This window comes from Streptomyces thermocarboxydus, assembly GCF_024760485.1.
GTDB classification, from domain to species: domain Bacteria; phylum Actinomycetota; class Actinomycetes; order Streptomycetales; family Streptomycetaceae; genus Streptomyces; species Streptomyces cellulosae.
Map to the genome: position 1 here is coordinate 2,173,937 of NZ_CP058273.1, position 15,995 is coordinate 2,189,931.

General features: G+C 74.6%; 15 protein-coding genes and 3 tRNA genes. 11 read left to right on the forward strand and 7 right to left on the reverse strand.

Annotated features, from left to right (window positions below; genetic code table 11):
- Window positions 1–13: 13 nt before the first annotated feature.
- Both AY578_RS10140 and AY578_RS10145 read left to right on the forward strand, forming a co-directional pair.
- Window positions 14–1,213, forward strand: coding sequence for an MAB_1171c family putative transporter (locus tag AY578_RS10140; RefSeq protein ID WP_019526205.1), 1,200 nt, complete (start codon window positions 14–16; stop codon window positions 1,211–1,213).
- The gene (locus tag AY578_RS10145; RefSeq protein ID WP_086020203.1) at window positions 1,203–2,606 is read left to right on the forward strand and encodes an FAD-dependent monooxygenase; all 1,404 of its coding nucleotides are present in this window, start codon (window positions 1,203–1,205) and stop codon (window positions 2,604–2,606) included. The genes AY578_RS10140 and AY578_RS10145 overlap by 11 nt, the downstream gene beginning before the upstream one ends.
- A 48-nt stretch (window positions 2,607–2,654) precedes the next feature.
- On the opposite strand, the gene AY578_RS10150 is transcribed toward AY578_RS10145, so the two are convergent.
- Together AY578_RS10150 and AY578_RS10155 are read right to left on the reverse strand one after the other, a co-directional pair.
- Window positions 2,655–3,506 carry an SMP-30/gluconolactonase/LRE family protein gene (locus tag AY578_RS10150; protein ID WP_019526207.1) on the reverse strand — a complete coding sequence of 284 codons (852 nt, stop codon included), beginning with the start codon at window positions 3,504–3,506 and terminating at the stop codon, window positions 2,655–2,657.
- Complete coding sequence (locus tag AY578_RS10155) at window positions 3,503–4,276, reverse strand: IclR family transcriptional regulator (protein ID WP_026244024.1); 774 nt, start codon at window positions 4,274–4,276, stop codon at window positions 3,503–3,505. Before AY578_RS10155 ends, AY578_RS10150 begins: the two co-directional genes overlap by 4 nt.
- A gap of 172 nt (window positions 4,277–4,448) precedes the next feature.
- On the opposite strand from AY578_RS10155, the gene AY578_RS10160 reads away from it, so the two are divergent.
- A complete protein-coding gene (locus tag AY578_RS10160; RefSeq protein WP_037779049.1) occupies window positions 4,449–5,051 on the forward strand; it encodes a hypothetical protein in 603 nt (200 codons plus the stop codon).
- Here the strand turns inward: AY578_RS10160 and AY578_RS10165 are convergent.
- Together AY578_RS10165 and AY578_RS10170 are read right to left on the reverse strand one after the other, a co-directional pair.
- Window positions 5,032–5,901 carry an ATP-grasp domain-containing protein gene (locus tag AY578_RS10165; RefSeq protein ID WP_028959710.1) on the reverse strand — a complete coding sequence of 290 codons (870 nt, stop codon included), beginning with the start codon at window positions 5,899–5,901 and terminating at the stop codon, window positions 5,032–5,034. The two genes, AY578_RS10160 and AY578_RS10165, sit on opposite strands and share 20 nt — an antisense overlap.
- A gap of 70 nt (window positions 5,902–5,971) precedes the next feature.
- On the reverse strand, window positions 5,972–6,679 hold the full coding sequence (locus AY578_RS10170; protein WP_028959709.1) for a FadR/GntR family transcriptional regulator: 708 nt from the start codon (window positions 6,677–6,679) through the stop codon (window positions 5,972–5,974).
- A gap of 179 nt (window positions 6,680–6,858) precedes the next feature.
- Here AY578_RS10170 and AY578_RS10175 point away from each other — a divergent pair, with 179 nt between their 5' ends.
- From AY578_RS10175 to AY578_RS10200, 6 genes are all read left to right on the forward strand, one after another.
- On the forward strand, window positions 6,859–8,217 hold the full coding sequence (locus AY578_RS10175; protein WP_028959708.1) for an SLC13 family permease: 1,359 nt from the start codon (window positions 6,859–6,861) through the stop codon (window positions 8,215–8,217).
- An 84-nt stretch (window positions 8,218–8,301) separates the two neighbouring features.
- A complete protein-coding gene (locus AY578_RS10180; RefSeq protein ID WP_258902279.1) occupies window positions 8,302–9,771 on the forward strand; it encodes an acyl-CoA synthetase in 1,470 nt (489 codons plus the stop codon).
- A complete protein-coding gene (locus AY578_RS10185; protein ID WP_161107812.1) occupies window positions 9,764–11,104 on the forward strand; it encodes a carboxyl transferase domain-containing protein in 1,341 nt (446 codons plus the stop codon). The genes AY578_RS10180 and AY578_RS10185 overlap by 8 nt, the downstream gene beginning before the upstream one ends.
- Before the next feature lie 256 nt (window positions 11,105–11,360).
- Complete coding sequence (locus AY578_RS10190) at window positions 11,361–12,398, forward strand: rod shape-determining protein (RefSeq protein WP_136239726.1); 1,038 nt, start codon at window positions 11,361–11,363, stop codon at window positions 12,396–12,398.
- 243 nt (window positions 12,399–12,641) lie between these two features.
- A complete protein-coding gene (locus AY578_RS10195) occupies window positions 12,642–13,313 on the forward strand; it encodes an ANTAR domain-containing response regulator (protein WP_026244025.1) in 672 nt (223 codons plus the stop codon).
- A 65-nt stretch (window positions 13,314–13,378) separates the two neighbouring features.
- Window positions 13,379–13,549 (forward strand): hypothetical protein, encoded by a 171-nt coding sequence (locus AY578_RS10200; RefSeq protein WP_019526220.1) that lies wholly within the window; start codon window positions 13,379–13,381, stop codon window positions 13,547–13,549.
- A 37-nt stretch (window positions 13,550–13,586) separates the two neighbouring features.
- Here AY578_RS10200 and AY578_RS10205 read toward each other — a convergent pair.
- From AY578_RS10205 to AY578_RS10215, 3 genes are all read right to left on the reverse strand, one after another.
- Window positions 13,587–13,663: transfer RNA gene (locus AY578_RS10205), tRNA-Ile, on the reverse strand.
- Window positions 13,664–13,840: 177 nt separating this feature from the next.
- A tRNA-Asn gene (locus AY578_RS10210) sits at window positions 13,841–13,913 on the reverse strand.
- A gap of 5 nt (window positions 13,914–13,918) precedes the next feature.
- Window positions 13,919–13,991, reverse strand: a tRNA-Asn gene (locus AY578_RS10215).
- Window positions 13,992–14,161: 170 nt separating this feature from the next.
- Here AY578_RS10215 and AY578_RS10220 point away from each other — a divergent pair.
- Both AY578_RS10220 and AY578_RS10225 read left to right on the forward strand, forming a co-directional pair.
- A complete protein-coding gene (locus tag AY578_RS10220; protein ID WP_215048827.1) occupies window positions 14,162–14,467 on the forward strand; it encodes a YtxH domain-containing protein in 306 nt (101 codons plus the stop codon).
- 38 nt (window positions 14,468–14,505) lie between these two features.
- Window positions 14,506–15,957 carry a xylulokinase gene (locus AY578_RS10225; RefSeq protein WP_019523215.1) on the forward strand — a complete coding sequence of 484 codons (1,452 nt, stop codon included), beginning with the start codon at window positions 14,506–14,508 and terminating at the stop codon, window positions 15,955–15,957.
- The last annotated feature ends 38 nt before the right edge of the window (window positions 15,958–15,995 follow it).

Consider the following 15,995-nt stretch of genomic DNA (forward strand, 5'->3'; position numbering starts at 1 on the left):
GGAGGCGGCCCGCATGAGTCTCGTCGTGTATCTGGCGGCCTTCGTGTTCGGGATGACGTCGGTGCTGCTGGTGCGCCGTCCGCGCCGCGCGCTGCGCAACCCGCTGGCCGTCTCCACCTGCGTGTCGATCCTGCTCGGCGCGCTGGTCTTCGTGTGCGCGGCCCCGGCCACCCTGGCCCGGGTCAACGCCCTCACCGGCGTCCCCAACTTCGGCGCCCCGCTGACCTACGGCATGATCTGCGCGTACAGCTGCGCGGTGCTGGTGCTGCTGATCAACTGGCGGGGCGGTCCGCGCCCGCTGGTACGCCGCCTGGTGCTGCGCTGCGTGGCCGTCTACGGGGTACTGGTGGCCGCCGTGGTGGTGCTGTTCGCACTGGCGGACGCGCGCACCGAGCGCCTCACCGACCTGGACACCTACTACGCGGGCACCCCCTTCATGCGGGAGATGATCCTGCTCTACCTGCTGGGGCACGCCGCCTCGATGCTGGTGATGTGCGCGGTCTGCGTGAAGTGGGCGCGGGAGGTGTCGGGGCCGCTGCGCACCGGGCTGCGGCTGATCATGGCGGGCGCGCTGATCGACGCGGTGGGCTTCGTGGCGGCCAAGTGCGTCGCCGTGGCGGCCCGTTGGGCCGGTCACGACCTGGACTTCCTGTCCACCACGGTGGCCCCGCCGCTGGCGTCGCTGGCCGCGCTGCTGTGCTCCGCCGGGTATCTGCTGCCGTCCGCGGTCGCCCAGTGGCGGGCGTGGGCCGACCACCGGCGGCTCGCGCCGCTGTGGGACCTGGTGCGGTCGGTGTCCACCGCTCCCAAGCCGCCGACCGGCTGGTGGCAGCTGCCACAGGCACGGCTGCAGTGGCGCGAGGTGTCCATCCACGACGCGCTGCTGGTCCTCGCCCCCTACTTCGACCACCGCGTCCGGCAACGGGTCCGCGACTCCGCCCTGCGCGCGGGACACCCCCCGCACCAGGCGCGGCTCGCGGCGGAGGCGGCGATGCTCACCGACGCGGCGCGCCGGGCCGCCGCCCGCGAGGAGCCGCCCGAGAGCGCGGGCAGCTACCGGCTGCACGCCACCGAGGTGTCCGGCACCGGCGGGCTCGTGGAGCTGGCCCAGGCGCTGCACCGGCCGCCCTCCCGCACGTCCGCGCATGACGGCGCGGCACCGTCCTCCCTTTCCGGATCCCTGAGCGAACCCGAGGAGCCCCATGTCGCGTAGAGCTGTCGTCATCGGTGCCGGACTGTCCGGCATGCTGGCCGCGGCCGTCCTGTCCGCAGCGGGGGCGGACGAGGTGGTCGTGGTGGACCGGGACGAGCTGCCCGACGGTCCGGCGCACCGCCGGGGGCTGCCCCAGGGGCGGCACGCGCATCTGCTGATGGAGGGCGGACTCCGGGCGATGGAGGAGCTGCTGGAGGGCGCGGAGCTGCGCAAACGCCTGCTGGCGGCCGGGGCGCACGAGATACCCCTGAACTCGGGCATGCTGGCGCTCACCCCCGAGGGCTGGCTGCGGCGCTGGCGGCGCACCGGCCCGTCCATGCTGACCTGCACGCGGGCGCTGCTGGACTGGGTGGTGCGGGAGGCGGTGCTGGAGCGGGCGCCGGTCACGGTCCGCAAGGGGGCCGTGGTGGGGCTGACCGGCTCGGCGGAGCAGGTGCGCGGGGTGCGGCTGGCGGAGCCGGGCGGGGACGTCGACCTGGACGCGGACCTGGTCGTCGACGCGAGCGGCCGCGGCACCCGGGTGGTGAGCTGGCTGGACGGGCTCGGGGTGAGCGGGGTGCGGGAACGGGCCGTGGACTCGGGTCTGGTGAACGCCACCCGGCTCTACCGGGTGCCGGAGGGCGCGGAGGACTTCCCGCTGACGATCGTGCAGCCCAACCCGTATCTGGGCCGCCCGGCGCGCAGCGCGATGATCATGCCGGTGGAGGGCGGGCGCTGGCTGGTGAGCTGCGGCGGGTCGCGCGGCGGGGAGCCGCCGTCCGACCCGGAGGGGTTGCTGCGGTACACGCTGGCGCTGCCCGACCCGATCGTGGGGCGGCTGATCTCGGGCGCGGAACCGCTGGGCGACGTACATCTGAGCCGCTCGACCAGCAACGTGCGGCGCTATCTGGAGAAGCTGCCGCGGTGGCCGGAGCGGTTCGTGGTGCTGGGCGACGCGCTGGCCACGTTCAACCCGGCGTACGGGCACGGGATGTCGGTGGCCGCGTTCGGGGCGCGGGTGCTGAGCCGGGAGCTGACCCGGGGCGGCATGACGGCGCCCGGTCTGGCGCGGCGGGTGGTGCGGGGCGCGGCGCGGGCGGCGGAGCCGGCCTGGACCATGGCCGTCAGCCAGGACGTGCTCTACCCGGACGTGCGCGGCGGCGGCCGCCCGTCCCCGGCGGACCGGCTGGTGACGGCGTACACCCGCCGCATGATGCGCGCGGCGACCGGCTCGTTCACGGCGGCGTCGGTGATCTGGGACCTGACGAGTCTGCTCACACCCCCGACCCGCATGTTCCGCCCGACCGCTGCTCTGGCCGCCCTTGCGGGGTCCCCGCTGCCGCCGCTGACCGAAGCGCCGATGACGACGCCGGAGCGGGAACTGGTACGGAGGCTGGACCGCACGGGGTTGTGAGGGCGCGGGAGTTGAACCCCCGCGCCGTCCCGTCCGCTTGAGCCGGCCTCAGCCCGCGAAGGCGGGCTGGGCGACGCCCTTGCCCGCTCCCGGGACCACCAGCAGGGAACCGGCGAGCGGGTGCGGGGCGATGAGGCCCACGCGGGCCGTGGTGATGTAGAGGTCGGTCAGGCCGGGGCCGCCGAAGGCGCAGCACGTGACGCGCGGGACGGGCAGTTCGATCACCCGGTCCAGTTCGCCGGACGGCGTGTAGCGGCGCACCGCTCCCCCGTCCCACAGGGCCACCCACACACAGCCGTCGGCGTCGACGGTGAGGCCGTCGGGGAAGCCTGCGCCCTCCTCGATCTCCGCGAGGGGGCGCCGGCTGGAAATCGTGCCGTCCTCGCGGTGGTCGAACACGTCGACGCGGCGGGTGGGCGTGTCGATGTAGTACATCAGCCGGCCGTCGGGGCTCCAGCCGGTGCCGTTGCTCACCGTCACGTCGTCCAGGAGGACGGTGACCGCGCCGTCGCCCGTCACCCGGGACAGCGTGCCGCCGCCGGGCGCCTCGTCGTAGCGCATGGTGCCCGCGAGGAGGCTGCCGTCGGGGGCGACGGCCGCGTCGTTGCCGCGGCGGCCCGGGACCGGCTCGCGGTGCAGCCAGCGGAAGGTGTCGTCGGGATCGAGCAGGCCGACCCCGTCCCGCAGGTTCAGCACCAGACCCCCGCCCACGCGCGGCTTGGCGGCGCCCACGTGCTGCTCGGTACGGCGCACGGTGCGGCGGCCGGTGGCCGGATCGTAGGTGTGCACGCGGGAGTTGAGGATGTCGATCCACAGCAGCCGCCCGGTGGCCGGGTCCCAGGTGGCTCCCTCGCCCAGTTCCGCCTCCGCGCGGACCGCGACGTCGAACGCGAGTGTCATGCCATGCTCCTGTGGCCCAGGCGCTCGGAGAGGTCGGCGGCGCCCTTCACGGCGAGCTGCTCCAGCTCGGCCAGGCGCTCGTCGCTCCAGCGGATCATCGGTACGGAAATGGACAGCGCGGCGACGACCTGCCCCGTGCGGTCGCGCACCGGGGCGGCGACGCAGGACACGTCCGGGTTGGACTCGCGGCTCTCCACCGCGACCCCCCGCGTGCGGATCTCGGCGAGGGTCTCGCGCAGGACGGCCGGGTCGGTGATGCTGTTCGGGGTCATCGCGGTCAGCTCCGCGCCGTCGGGGAAACGCGCGGCCAGTTCCTGCTCGGGAAGGGAGGCCAGCAGCATCTTGCCGACGGAGGTGCAGTGCGCGGGGAGGCGGCGGCCGGCCGCCGACACCATCCGCACCGCGTGGGTGGAGTCCACCTTGGCGATGTAGATGACGTCGGTGTCCTCCAGGATCGCCACGTGCACGGTCTCGTCGCAGGTCTCGGCGACGGACCGGGCGACCTGCTGGCCCTCGGCGGCCAGGTCCAGGTGCTCGGCGTACCGGGCGCCCAGCTGGTACGGCCGGACACCCAGCCGGTAGCGGCCGGGCTGGCCGGCGACCGGGACGATGTACTTGCGGGCGGCGAGCGTGGTGACCAGCTCATGGACGGTGGTGCGCGGCAGCTGCAGCCTGCGCACGATGTCGGGGGCGGACAGCGTGCCGTCCCCGTCCAGGAAGAGCTCGAGTATGTCGAGAGCCCGGGTCACGGCTGGCACAAGTCGTCCCACGACCGGCCCCTCCTAGCGTTCGATATACCAACAAACGATCGGCATGACGAACACAGGCTAGCCACACCCCGACCCACGGGGCAACGCCCCAAAAGGGGCGTGGGTGACTGCGCGACCAGCCACGACGGAACGGCCGCCGCCGGGAGGGCCTCCGGTGGGCGACGATGGTCCCGTGCCCACCGGACGACGCCCCTCCGAACCGTTCACCCCGTTCCACTTCCAGCTGGTGCTGCTGCGCCGCATGGCCGACCACAACCCCGGCCTGGTGGAGGACGCCCGGCGCGCGCTGGGCGCCTCCCTCGCCGACATGCGGGAGGCCAACCGGCGCTGGCAGGCGATGGTCCGCTCACCGCGCTCCCGCCCCGCGCTGTCGCGCTACCGGTCGGTGCTGGGCGAGCCGGAGTCGCGGACCCCGCGCCGGGTCGGCGACCTGGACTGCGAGGCGTGGCAGTGGCCGCTGCCGCTCTGGCCGGACCTGCGCTTCGAGGTGCTGACCCCGGCGGGCGGGGGCGCGGTGTGGAACGAGTGGCTGGTCCGCGCGCCCGGCGCGCCCGCGCCCGAGCTGCGCACGCTGGAGGACCTCACGCCCTGGTCGTGCACGGTGGACGAGGCGGCTCGCGCCTTCGCCCCGGCCCGCCCGCTGGAGGGCTCGGCGCCCACCCGGTGGGGGCTCGCGTTCACCGCCCCGGACGCGGAGGGCCGTCCTCACGAGGTGGTGGCGGAGTTCACCTGGGGGCTGCTCCAGCGCACGGCCGTCAGCCCGCCGCCTGGATGATCCGCTCCACGACCACGGGCAGCGACTCGGGGTGCAGCCACAGGAACAGGTTCGGCTCGACCAGCTCCAGCTCCATCATGCGGGGCCGCCCGTCGTCGCCGGTCACCAGGTCCGCCCGCGCGTACAGCAGCTCGGGTGCGCCGGGCACGGCGGCCAACGCGGCCTCGGCGACGGAGAGTTCGTCCGCCGTGGGGCTCCAGCCGGTCAGCCCGGGGTGGGCGGTCTTGCGCTGGTCGTAGGGGGTGCCGGGTGCGAGCACCGGCCCCTTCCTGCTGGCGTGCAGCAGCTTCCCGCCGAAGAACTGCAGCGCCCGCTCCCCGCCGCTGTCGATCGCCCGCACGTACGGCTGCACCATCGCCGTGAACCCCTCGTCGTGCAGGCGCCGCACATGCCGTACGGCGGTGTCGTGCTCGTCGGGGGTGTAGCGGGCCGCGAACCGGGCGCCGGCGCCGGAGGCGGGCTTGACCACGAACTCGTGGCCGTCCGGGAGTTCCACGGCGTCCCCGGGTTCCAGGTACCGCGTCTCCACGACGGGCACCCCGGCCGCGGCGAGGTCCGCGAGGTAGCGCTTGTCGGTGTTCCAGCGCACCACGTCCGCCGGATTCGCCAGCCGGGTCAGCGCCCCGCACCGCTCGGCCCACGCGGTGAACTCGGCCGCCCGCCAGCTGTAGTCCCAGGTGGAGCGGATCACGGCGAGGTCGAACCGGGCCCAGTCGACGCGGGAGTCGTCCCACACCTCGGCGGACGCCTCCGCCCCGGCCTCGTTCAACGCCCGCACCAGCACCGGGAGATCCCGGTCCTCGGCCACGTCGGGCCCGTCCGCACAGGTCACCAGCGCGACACGCACCACGCCACCTCACCCCTCCCACGACCGTTCCGGCTCCGCGAGGAGGCTAACAACCGTGGACAGGCGCCCACGCCTACCGGTCGTCCTCCGGGTCCCAGTCCAGCAGCCGCACCTTGGCGACCGTGCGGACGTGGCGGCGCATCGCGGCCGCGGCCTGGCGGGGGCGGCCCTCGGCGATCGCGTCCAGGATCGCCTGGTGCTGCGCGAGGGAGCGGTTCGGACGGCCGGGCTGGCGCAGCGACTCGGTGCGGCTCTCCGCGATCTGCTCCGCGATGGAGCGCATGAACTCCGCGAGCAGGGCGCTGTGCGCGGCCGCCGTCACCGCCGCGTGGAACCGGCGGTCGCCCTCCACGCCCGCGCCGCCCGCCTCGATCTCCTCGGCCATGTGCGCGAGCGCGGACCGCAACGCGGCCAGGTCGTCGTCCGTGCGGCGCTCGGCCGCCAGTTCGGCGAGCTTGGTCTCCAGGGCCTCCCGCGCCTCCAGCACGTCGGGCAGCCGCCGGCGCCGCTCCACCATCCGTTCGACCGGCTCGACGTCGAGGCTGTCGCGGACCAGGTAGGTGCCGCCGCCGTGCCGGGCCTCCACCAGCCCCTGCACCTCCAGCACGACGATCGCCTGCTTCACGGAGGCGCGGCTCACGCCGAGCCGCTGGGCCAGGTCCCGCTCGGGCGGCAGACGGTCCCCGGCGCGCAGGCCGCCCTCGGCGACATACTGGCGCAGCCGGTCCAGCACCTGTTCGTACAGGCGCTGTTTCGCCATCGGGCGCAAGGCGTCGGTCACGGCGGTCCCCCTCTCGCCGGGAGATTAGCACCGGGTCCTCACAAGTGGCCGAGTGGCTGAGCCAATTCGTGCGCGACCCCTTGACGCGTCCCCGCGCGGGCCGCACGCTGTGCCACCGAACGGATCACGCCATTCCAGCGCCGCAAGTGGTTCAGCCACTCAGCCACTCGGGAGCCCGTATGTCCCCCGAACTCCTCTCCATCCTCGTCCTCGCGGTGGTGTTCGTCATCGCCACCACCCGCTCCGTGAACATGGGGGCGCTCGCCTTCGCCGCCGCCTTCGGGGTCGGCACGCTCGTCGCCGACCTCGACGCGGACGGCGTCTTCGCCGGCTTCCCCGGCGACCTGTTCGTCGTCCTCGTCGGCGTCACCTACCTGTTCGCCCTGGCCCGCGCCAACGGCACCACCGACTGGCTGGTGCACGCGGCCGTGCGGATGGTGCGGGGGCGGGTGGCGCTGATCCCGTGGGTGATGTTCGCCCTGACCGGCGCGCTCACCGCGATCGGCGCGGTCAGCCCGGCCGCGGTCGCGATCGTCGCGCCGATCGCCCTGAGCTTCGCCGCCCGGTACGGCATCAGCCCCCTGCTCATGGGCGCGATGGTGGTGCACGGGGCGCAGGCCGGCGGTTTCTCGCCCATCAGCATCTACGGCTCGATCGTCAACGGCATCGTCGAGCGCGAGAAGCTGCCCGGCAGCGAGATCACCCTGTTCCTCGCCTCCCTGCTGGCGAACCTGGTCATCGCGGCGGTGGTGTTCGCCGTGTGCGGCGGGCCGAAGCTGTGGCGGCAGGGGGCGGTCACGGAGACGGCCGCCCCGCCGGCGAAGGGGGAGGACGAGCCGGGCGGCACCGCGGGCAGCGGGGGTGGCAGCGGCGGCGGAGGCACCCGTACCGCCCCCGCCTCCACGCTCACCCGCACCGACGCCCCGGCCGCCGCCGTCCCGCTCACCGCCCCGGTGATCGCCACCCTCGTCTGCCTGGCCGCGCTCGTCGTCGCCGTCCTCGGCTTCGACCTGGACGCGGGCCTCACCGCCATCACCCTCGCGGTCGTGCTGAGCACCGTCTGGCCGGACGACAGCCGTCGCGCGGTCACCGAGATCGCCTGGCCGACGGTCCTGCTGATCACCGGTGTCCTCACCTACGTCGGCGTCCTGGACGAGATGGGCACCATCACCTGGGCCGGCGAGGGCGTCGGCGGCATCGGCGTCCCGCTGCTCGCGGCGGTGCTGCTCTGCTACATCGGCGCCATCGTGTCCGCGTTCGCCTCCTCCGTCGGCATCATGGGCGCGCTGATCCCGCTCGCGGTGCCGTTCCTGGCGCAGGGCGAGATCGGCGCCGTGGGCATGGTGGCCGCGCTCGCCGTGTCCGCGACCGTGGTGGACGTCAGCCCCTTCTCGACCAACGGCGCCCTGGTCCTCGCCGCCGCCCCCGACGTCGACCGCGAACGCTTCTTCCGGCAGCTCATGGCCTACGGCGGGATCGTCGTCGCGGCGGTCCCGGCGGTGGTGTGGCTGGTGATGGTGGTACCCGGCTGGGGGTAGGACACCCTGGACCCGGCGGACCTCGACGCACCCCGGCCGCCCGAGCGGTGGTCACCGACGACAGCGACCCAAGGAGTACGACGCGTGTCCTCTCTCTTCCCGGCCCTCACCGACGGCCCGGCCGGCGGAGCCGCCGGCCGTCCCGCCCTGCGCTTCGGCGAGCGCTCACTGACGTACGGGGAACTCGCCGCCGCGGCCGGCGCGGTGGCCGGGGACCTCAAGGGGGTGCGCACGGCCGCCGTGTGGGCCACGCCGACCCTGGAGACCGCCGTCGCCGTCACCGCCGCGCTGCTCGCCGGGGTGGTCGTGGTGCCGCTCAACCCGAAGTCGGGCGAGCGGGAGCTGGGCCACATCCTCGGCGACAGCGCGCCGGACGTGCTCCTCGCCGCGCCCGGTGTCGCGCTGCCCGACGCGCCGGCCGCCCTGCCCCGCGTCGACGTGGACCCGGCCCGCGGCGCCGGCCCGGGCCCGGTGCCCGACGACCGGGAGCGCGGCCCCAAGGACCCGGCCCTGATCGTCTACACGTCCGGCACCACGGGCCCGCCCAAGGGCGCGGTGATCCCCCGGCGTTCGATCGCCTCGACGCTGGACGCGCTCGCCGACGCCTGGCGGTGGACCGACGCGGACGTGCTGGTGCACGGCCTGCCGCTGTTCCATGTGCACGGCCTGGTCCTCGGCACGCTGGGCCCGCTGCGGCGCGGCGGATCGGTGCGCCACCTGGGCCGGTTCACCACCGAGGGCGTGGCCCGCGAGCTGAACTCCGGCGCGACCATGCTGTTCGGCGTGCCGACGATGTACCACCGCATCGCGGAGGCGCTGCCCTCCGAACCGGACCTCGTCCGGGCCCTGTCCGGCGCACGGCTGCTGGTGTCGGGCTCGGCCGCGCTGCCGGTCCACGACCACGAGCGGATCACGGCGGCGACCGGCGCCCGGGTCGTCGAGCGGTACGGCATGACGGAGACGCTGATGAACACCAGCGTCCGGGTCGACGGCGAGACCCGCCCCGGCTCGGTAGGGGTGCCGCTGCCCGGGGTGGAGCTGCGGCTGGTCGAGGAGGACGGCACCCCGGTGACGTCGTACGACGGCGAGACCGTGGGCGAGATCCAGGTGCGCGGGCCGAACCTGTTCACCGAGTACCTCAACCGCCCCGACGCCACCGCGGAGGCGTTCACCGCGGACGGCTGGTTCCGCACCGGCGACATGGCGGTCCGCGACCCGAGTGGCGACGTCCGGATCGTCGGCCGCAAGGCCACCGACCTGATCAAGAGCGGCGGGTACAAGATCGGCGCGGGCGAGATCGAGAACGCGCTGCTGGAGCACCCGGGGGTGAGGGAGGCGGCGGTCACCGGGGAGCCGGACGCCGATCTGGGCGAGCGGATCGTGGCGTGGGTGGTGCCGGCCGACCCGCAGTCCCCGCCCGGCCTGGAGGAGCTGGCGGACCATGTGGCCGCGCGCCTCGCCCCGCACAAGCGGCCCCGGGTCGTCCGCCACCTCGACGTGCTGCCCCGCAACGACATGGGCAAGATCATGAAGCGGGCGCTGGCCCATGGCTGACCGACCGTCGGCCCGCGAGGCCCTCGCCCTGGTCACGGACACGTTCGAGGAACTTCCGTACCCGGTACGGAAGTCGGCGCCGGACGGCCCGCTCGGCTGGCCAGGCTACGACGGGTCCCGCGCCCGCGCCGCCGCGCGCACCGGCGAGGACGAGTCGGTGGTCTGCGGGGTCGCGGACGTCGAGGGCACCCGGGCCGCGCTGATCGCCTTCGAGTTCGGCTACCTCGGCGGCTCCCTCGGCGAGGGCACGGGCGACCGCCTGGAAGCGGCGTACGCGCACGCCGTGGCCCACCGGCTGCCGCTGGTGTCCCTGGTCGCCACCGGGGGCAGCCGGATGCAGGAGGGCATGCTCGCCCTGACGCAGCTTCAGCGGGTGGCGCGGGCGTCGGCGCGGGCCCGCGAGGCACGGCTCCCCCAGATAGCCGTCCTGCGGGACCCGACAACCGGGGGCGGCTGGGCCACCCTGGGCGCCGGCGCGGACGTCGTGCTGGCCCTCCCCGGTGCGCAGGTCGGTTTCGCGGGTTCCCGGGTCCGCCCGCCGGACGCGGACCCGACGGCGTACACGGCGGAGGCGCAGGTCGCGGCGGGCGCGGTGGACGCGCTGGTCCCGCCGGAGGAGCTGCGCACCGTCCTCGGACGCTGGCTGCGCCTGCTGACCCGCCCCTCCTCCGACCCGGCCCCGCCGCCGCACGCTCTCGGCGCATCGGACCTCCCTTCCACCGGCTGGGAGGCGGTGCGCCGCGCCCGCGCCCCGCACCGCCCGCGCGCCACCGCCTACCTGGACGCGTACTTCACGTCCCGCGTCCAGCTCTCCGGCGACCGCAGCGGGGGCGCCGACCCGGACGGCATGCTCTGCGGCTTCGGCGACCACGAGGGCCGTACGGTCGCCTACGCGGCCCAGACCGGCACGGCCACCCGCCCCGCCGGCTACCGCACGGCCGCCCGCCTGGTCCGCCTCGCCGACCGCCTCGGCATCCCGGTCCTGACCCTGGTGGACACCCCGGGCGCGGCCAACGACGCGGAGGCGGAACGCCAGGGTGCCGGCGCGGCCATCGCCGACCTCTTCGCCGCCGTCGCCGCCGCCCGCACCCCGCTGACCACCCTGGTCATCGGCGAGGGCGGCTCGGGCGGCGCCCTCGCCCTGGCCGCACCGGGCAACACCTGGGCCACACCGGACAGCTACTTCTCGGTGATCGCCCCGGAACTGGCAGCGGCGATCCTCAAACGCCCGGCGTCGGAGGCGGAGTCCACGGCGGACGCCCTGCGCATCAGGCCGCAGGACCTGGTGGAGCTGGGGGTGGTGCGGGGGATCGTGGGGCCGGAGGCCGTTTAGGGGGCGCGCTTCTGCCGCAAAGTCAGCAACCGACCTGCAAGACCATCAGCCCGGTCCTCTCGCGCTCCGCGAACAGTGCCCTGAAGCGCTGTCAGTCCGCTCCCACCGACCTGACGCGATGTGAACCACCCCCCACCCCCCATTCAGCGGCCCCCCTCCCGGCCCCCCACAAAAGGCGCCGTCCCCGTCCTGCGCGCACGATGCGAAGAGGCCCGCCACCCGGCGGGCGCAGGCCGCGCACTCGGGAGGAACTGCCGTGACCGCCAGTCTGGAGCAGCTGCGCCGCTGCCACTTCGCCGTCGACCTGGGCGCGGCCCGCACCCGGGTGTACGTCAAGGGCGCCGGCCTCGTCGTCGACCAGCCGTCCGTCGCCGCCGTGAACACCCGTACCGGAGCGCTGATCGCGGTCGGGGAGTTCGCGGAGAAGATGACCGGGCGCACCCCCGACTACATCCGCGTCGTCCGGCCGGTGACCGGCGGCACCGTCGTCGACATCGACATGGCGCAGCGGATGCTGCGTCAGCTCATCGGCGACCGCACCCGCCGCGCCCTGCGCCGCAGGCCCCGGCTGCGGGCGGCCGCCTGCACCCCGCACGACGCCGACCCGCTGGCCCAGCGTGCCGCGATCGAGACGCTGGTCGGGCTCGGGGCCCGCCGGGTGGAGCTGGTGGACACGCTGATCGCGGCGGCCGTCGGCTGCGGGCTGCCGGTGGAGCGGCCGGAAGCCACCATGATCATGGTGTGCGGGGCCGCGGCCACCCAGGTGGCCGTGCTGTCGCTCGGGTCGATCGTGCGGGCCGAGCGCATCCCGGTGGGCGGCGAGGCGGTGGACGCGGCGATCGTGCAGCACCTGCGCCACCAGCACCAGCTGATGCTGCCGAGCCAGTCCGTACGTCCTCTTCAGCTGGCGCTGGAGGGGAACGGGCTGACGCCGGAGGGGCCGGAGGTCACGGAGATCCACGGCCGGGACGTCGCCACGGGGCTCGCCCGGTCGGTGAAGGTGGACACGGCGGCGGTGCGGCGGGCCATCCAGACGCCGCTCACCGCCGTCCTCGACGGCATCGGCAAGGTGCTGCGGGACTGCCCGCCCGACCTGGTCGCCGACCTGGCCGACCGCGGCATCATGATGGTCGGCGGCAGCGCCCTGCTGCCGGGCCTGGACCAGATGCTGCGTCAGGCCACCGGCATGCCGGTGCACATCGCGGAGCAGCCGGAGCTGTGCGCCGTGGAGGGGCTGGGCGCCATGCTGGAGGGCCGTATCACCCCTCTGGTGCTGGACCCGCTCAGCGCCTGAGCCCCACCTCGACCCGCCGTCCCTCCCTCCCCCGGGCCTGTCCGCATCCGTGCGGGCGGGCCCGCGCGCGTTCCCGGCCGTTCCCGGCCGTTCCAGCGGAGCGGTGTGTACCGCGGCCCAGGGTGGGCAGGCGCATCCGCAGCGCAGCAGTACCGTGCGCAGCCTCTCGTGCGGGTGCCGGCGGCGGCCGGGGCCGCCGGGACGGCCCGGCCGGCCACCCACGAGCACCGACAGGGCGGTGACATGACTTCCGCGGCTTCGTTCCCCCCGGGACGGCAGGACACCTTGGTCATCGGCGGTCGCATGGACGCGGACCGGGCGCTGCTCACCCCCCGCGGGGAGCTGGTCCGTGGCTGTGCGCAGTTGCTGGCCGGGAAGCTCGCGGAGCTGCCCGCCGGGACGGCGCGGGTCGACCTGGACATGAGCGGTGTGCACTTCATGGACACCGCGGGTCTGGAGTTCCTGGAGGTGCTGCGCGAGCACGCGCGCCGGCGGTCCATGCCGGTCACCACCTGCCGCTGGAGCGGCCAGCCGCGCCGCATCCTGGAGCTGGCCGGGCTGGACACCACGGACCCGCTGCGCTCCCCCGCGCCGCGCCCCTCGCCGGCCGGGTCGGCGGTGGCGCTGGAGCGCGAGGAGCGGCTGCATCTGCTCCAGGAGGAGGTCGAGCAGCTGCGGCAGGCCATCGCGTCCCGCCCGGTCATCGACCAGGCGCGCGGCATCCTGATGGCGACGTACGGCTGCTCCTCGGACGAGGCGTGGCACATCCTGCGGGAGGCGTCGCAGCTGTCCAACACCAAGCTGCGCACCGTGGCCGAGTCGCTGACGGCGTGCGCGGAGGCGGAGGGCACTCCCCCGCCGCCGGAGGTGCGCACGGCGCTGGCCCGCGCCCTCGCCCGGCGCGCCGCGCGGTGACATCGCCGCGCGCGGGGTACTCGTAGTCGCCGTAAGCGGCGGGCCCCGCGACAGGAGGCGGCACGATGAGCGAGCACACTCCGTCCCAGGCCGAGGGCGACCGGGACGACAGCGAATGGACCACCCCCGACGTGATGCACACCACGCCGTCGCAGGCGGAAGGGGAACGTGACCCGTCGGACGCGCCGACGCCGTCCGACGACAACGCCGTACAGGGGACGCACGGGGGCGGATGATCCCGTACGGGAGGCGGTTCCGCGGAACCGTGAGTGGTGGTGGGGCGGGTGGGACTCGAACCCACGGCCGACGGATTATGAGTCCGCTGCTCTAACCGGCTGAGCTACCGCCCCATAGCGGCGTGTCGCGTACATGTGTGCGCGCCGTCTGCCGCAGCATAGCCGCTCATACGATCTCCTGCTTCGGATGGTCGGCTGCGTACGGCCCTGTTGACCATGAAGACAGCGCCGCGCCGCGCGCGGTTCCACCGGACATGAAAAAGGACCCCGAAGGGGTCCTCGTTCAGCATGCTCCCCCGACTGGACTCGAACCAGTAACCTGCCGGTTAACAGCCGGCTGCTCTGCCAATTGAGCTACGGAGGACCGAGCTCCCCCGACTGGACTCGAACCAGTAACCTGCCGGTTAACAGCCGGCTGCTCTGCCAATTGAGCTACGGAGGAATGCCTCGTTCTGCATCGAACGCATCCGCCTGGGTATTCGCCAGAGGGCGCGCGCTCGCTGCGACACATACATTAGCGCAAGCAGGGGGGTGCTCCGCCAATCGGTACTCCCCGGCCCGTCGCCGCGCCGGAGACCCACGCAGACTGGAACAACGGGAAGGGTGGCCGCCATGCGATACCGGCTCACGTTCGTCGCCGGAGCCGTCCTGGGTTACGTGCTGGGCACGAAAGCCGGGCGGGAGCGCTACGAGCAGATGAAGAGGACCGCGCTGCAGCTGGCACAGAACCCCGCGGTGCGCAACACCGCGGAGACCGCGGCCCAGCAGAGCCGTGAGTTCGCGGACAAGGCCTACAACGTGGTGAGCGACAAGGTCGGCGACCGTATGCCCGACTCGGTCGCGCAGCGGGTCCACGCCCTGCGGGAGCGCACCGCCTACGGTCCTGCCGAGGACGGCTGGGGCACGAGCAACACCTGACGGACGCCGCACCTCTCCCCATGCGGCAAAATCGCCGTATGGGGATAGTCGCCGGGCTGGACAGTGCGCCCGATTTCACTCGCATCGTCGTCTGTGACACGGACACAGGGGCCGTGCTCAGGCAGGGGTACGCCCCGCACCCGGTGCAGGGTCCCGACGCCGGCCGCTCCCCGGACGTCGACCCGCAGGCCTGGCTGCTGTCCCTGGGCGAGGCCGCGAGCGGCGGGCTGCTGGAGGGCGTGCAGGCGATCGGGGTGTCCGCGCAGGCGGGCGCGCTGGTCCCGCTGGACGCGCAGGGCAACACCGTCCGCCCGGCGATGACGGGGGGCGACAAGCGCGCGCAGGTCGCGGCGGCCGATCTGGTCGACGCGCTCGGCGGGCGCGAGGCGTGGGCGCAGGCCGTGGGCTGTGTGCCGGGCGCCGCGCAGCCGGTGACGAAGCTGCGCTGGATGGCGCGTACGGAACCGGAGAACGCGGCCCGCACCGCCGTGCTGCTGCAGGCGCACGACTGGCTGGTGTGGCAGTTGCTGGGCCGGCCGGTGCGCCGGACCACCGACCGGGGCGGCGCCTCGGGCACCGGCTATTGGGCGGCGGCGACCGGCGCTTACCGGCCGGACCTGGTGGAGCTGGCGCTCGGGCACCAGGCGATGCTGCCCGAGGTGATCGGCCCGGCGGACGCGGCGGGCACCACCCCCGAGGGGCTGATGATCTCCGCCGGCACGGCGGACACCATGGCGGCGGCGTTCGGGCTCGGCATCGGGCTCGGCGACGCGGTGGTGTCGCTGGGCGCGTCCGGCTCGGTGATGGCCGTGCACCCCGAGCCGCTCGTCGACGGGGGCGGCATGATCACGTCGCTGGCCGACGCGACCGGCATGCATCTGCCCGTGGTCACCACGCTGAACGCGGTGCGGGCGCTGCGCGGCACCGCGGAGCTGCTGGGGCTGCCGGACCTGGAGAGCCTGTCCGACCTGGCGATGAAGTCCACGCCGGGCGCGCACGGGCTGGTGCTGCTGCCGTACCTGGAGGGTGAGCGCACCCCGAACCTGCCGCACACCGCCGGGACCCTCGCGGGGCTGCGGCGGGAGTCAATGAAGCCGGAGCACCTGGCGCGGGCGGCGTTCGAGGGGATGCTGTGCGGGCTCGCGGACGCGCTGGACGTGCTGCGCGGGCGGGGCGTGGAGGTGCGGCGGGTGTTCCTGCTGGGTCCCGCGGCCGAACTGCCCGCCGTGCAGGCGGCGGCGCCCGCGCTGTTCGGGGCGCAGGTGGTCGTGCCGCAGCCCGCGGACTACGCGGCGACGGGCGCGGCCCGGCAGGCGGCCTGGGCGCTCGGCGTCTCGCAGGGCGCCCTCGATCCGCGGACCCCGCCGGTGTGGCCGGGGCCGGTGGCGCAGGTGCTGGACCCGGGCGAGGAGCTGGCGGTGGGTCAGGCGGTGCGCCAGCAGTACGTGGCGGTGCGGGAGCAGACGCATCCGGGGGCGTTCCAGCAGTAGCCGCGCGGGCGGCGCGCCGAGGCCCGTAAATGGGTTGA

Coding starts and splice junctions, on each gene's coding strand:
- AY578_RS10225 (WP_019523215.1), top strand. CDS start 14,506: ATGGGGATAGTCGCCGGGCTGGACAGTGCGCCCGATTTCACTCGCATC.
- AY578_RS10220 (WP_215048827.1), top strand. CDS start 14,162: ATGCGATACCGGCTCACGTTCGTCGCCGGAGCCGTCCTGGGTTACGTG.
- AY578_RS10200 (WP_019526220.1), top strand. CDS start 13,379: ATGAGCGAGCACACTCCGTCCCAGGCCGAGGGCGACCGGGACGACAGC.
- AY578_RS10185 (WP_161107812.1), top strand. CDS start 9,764: ATGGCTGACCGACCGTCGGCCCGCGAGGCCCTCGCCCTGGTCACGGAC.
- AY578_RS10195 (WP_026244025.1), top strand. CDS start 12,642: ATGACTTCCGCGGCTTCGTTCCCCCCGGGACGGCAGGACACCTTGGTC.
- AY578_RS10145 (WP_086020203.1), top strand. CDS start 1,203: ATGTCGCGTAGAGCTGTCGTCATCGGTGCCGGACTGTCCGGCATGCTG.
- AY578_RS10175 (WP_028959708.1), top strand. CDS start 6,859: ATGTCCCCCGAACTCCTCTCCATCCTCGTCCTCGCGGTGGTGTTCGTC.
- AY578_RS10140 (WP_019526205.1), top strand. CDS start 14: ATGAGTCTCGTCGTGTATCTGGCGGCCTTCGTGTTCGGGATGACGTCG.
- AY578_RS10150 (WP_019526207.1), bottom strand. CDS start 3,506: ATGACACTCGCGTTCGACGTCGCGGTCCGCGCGGAGGCGGAACTGGGC.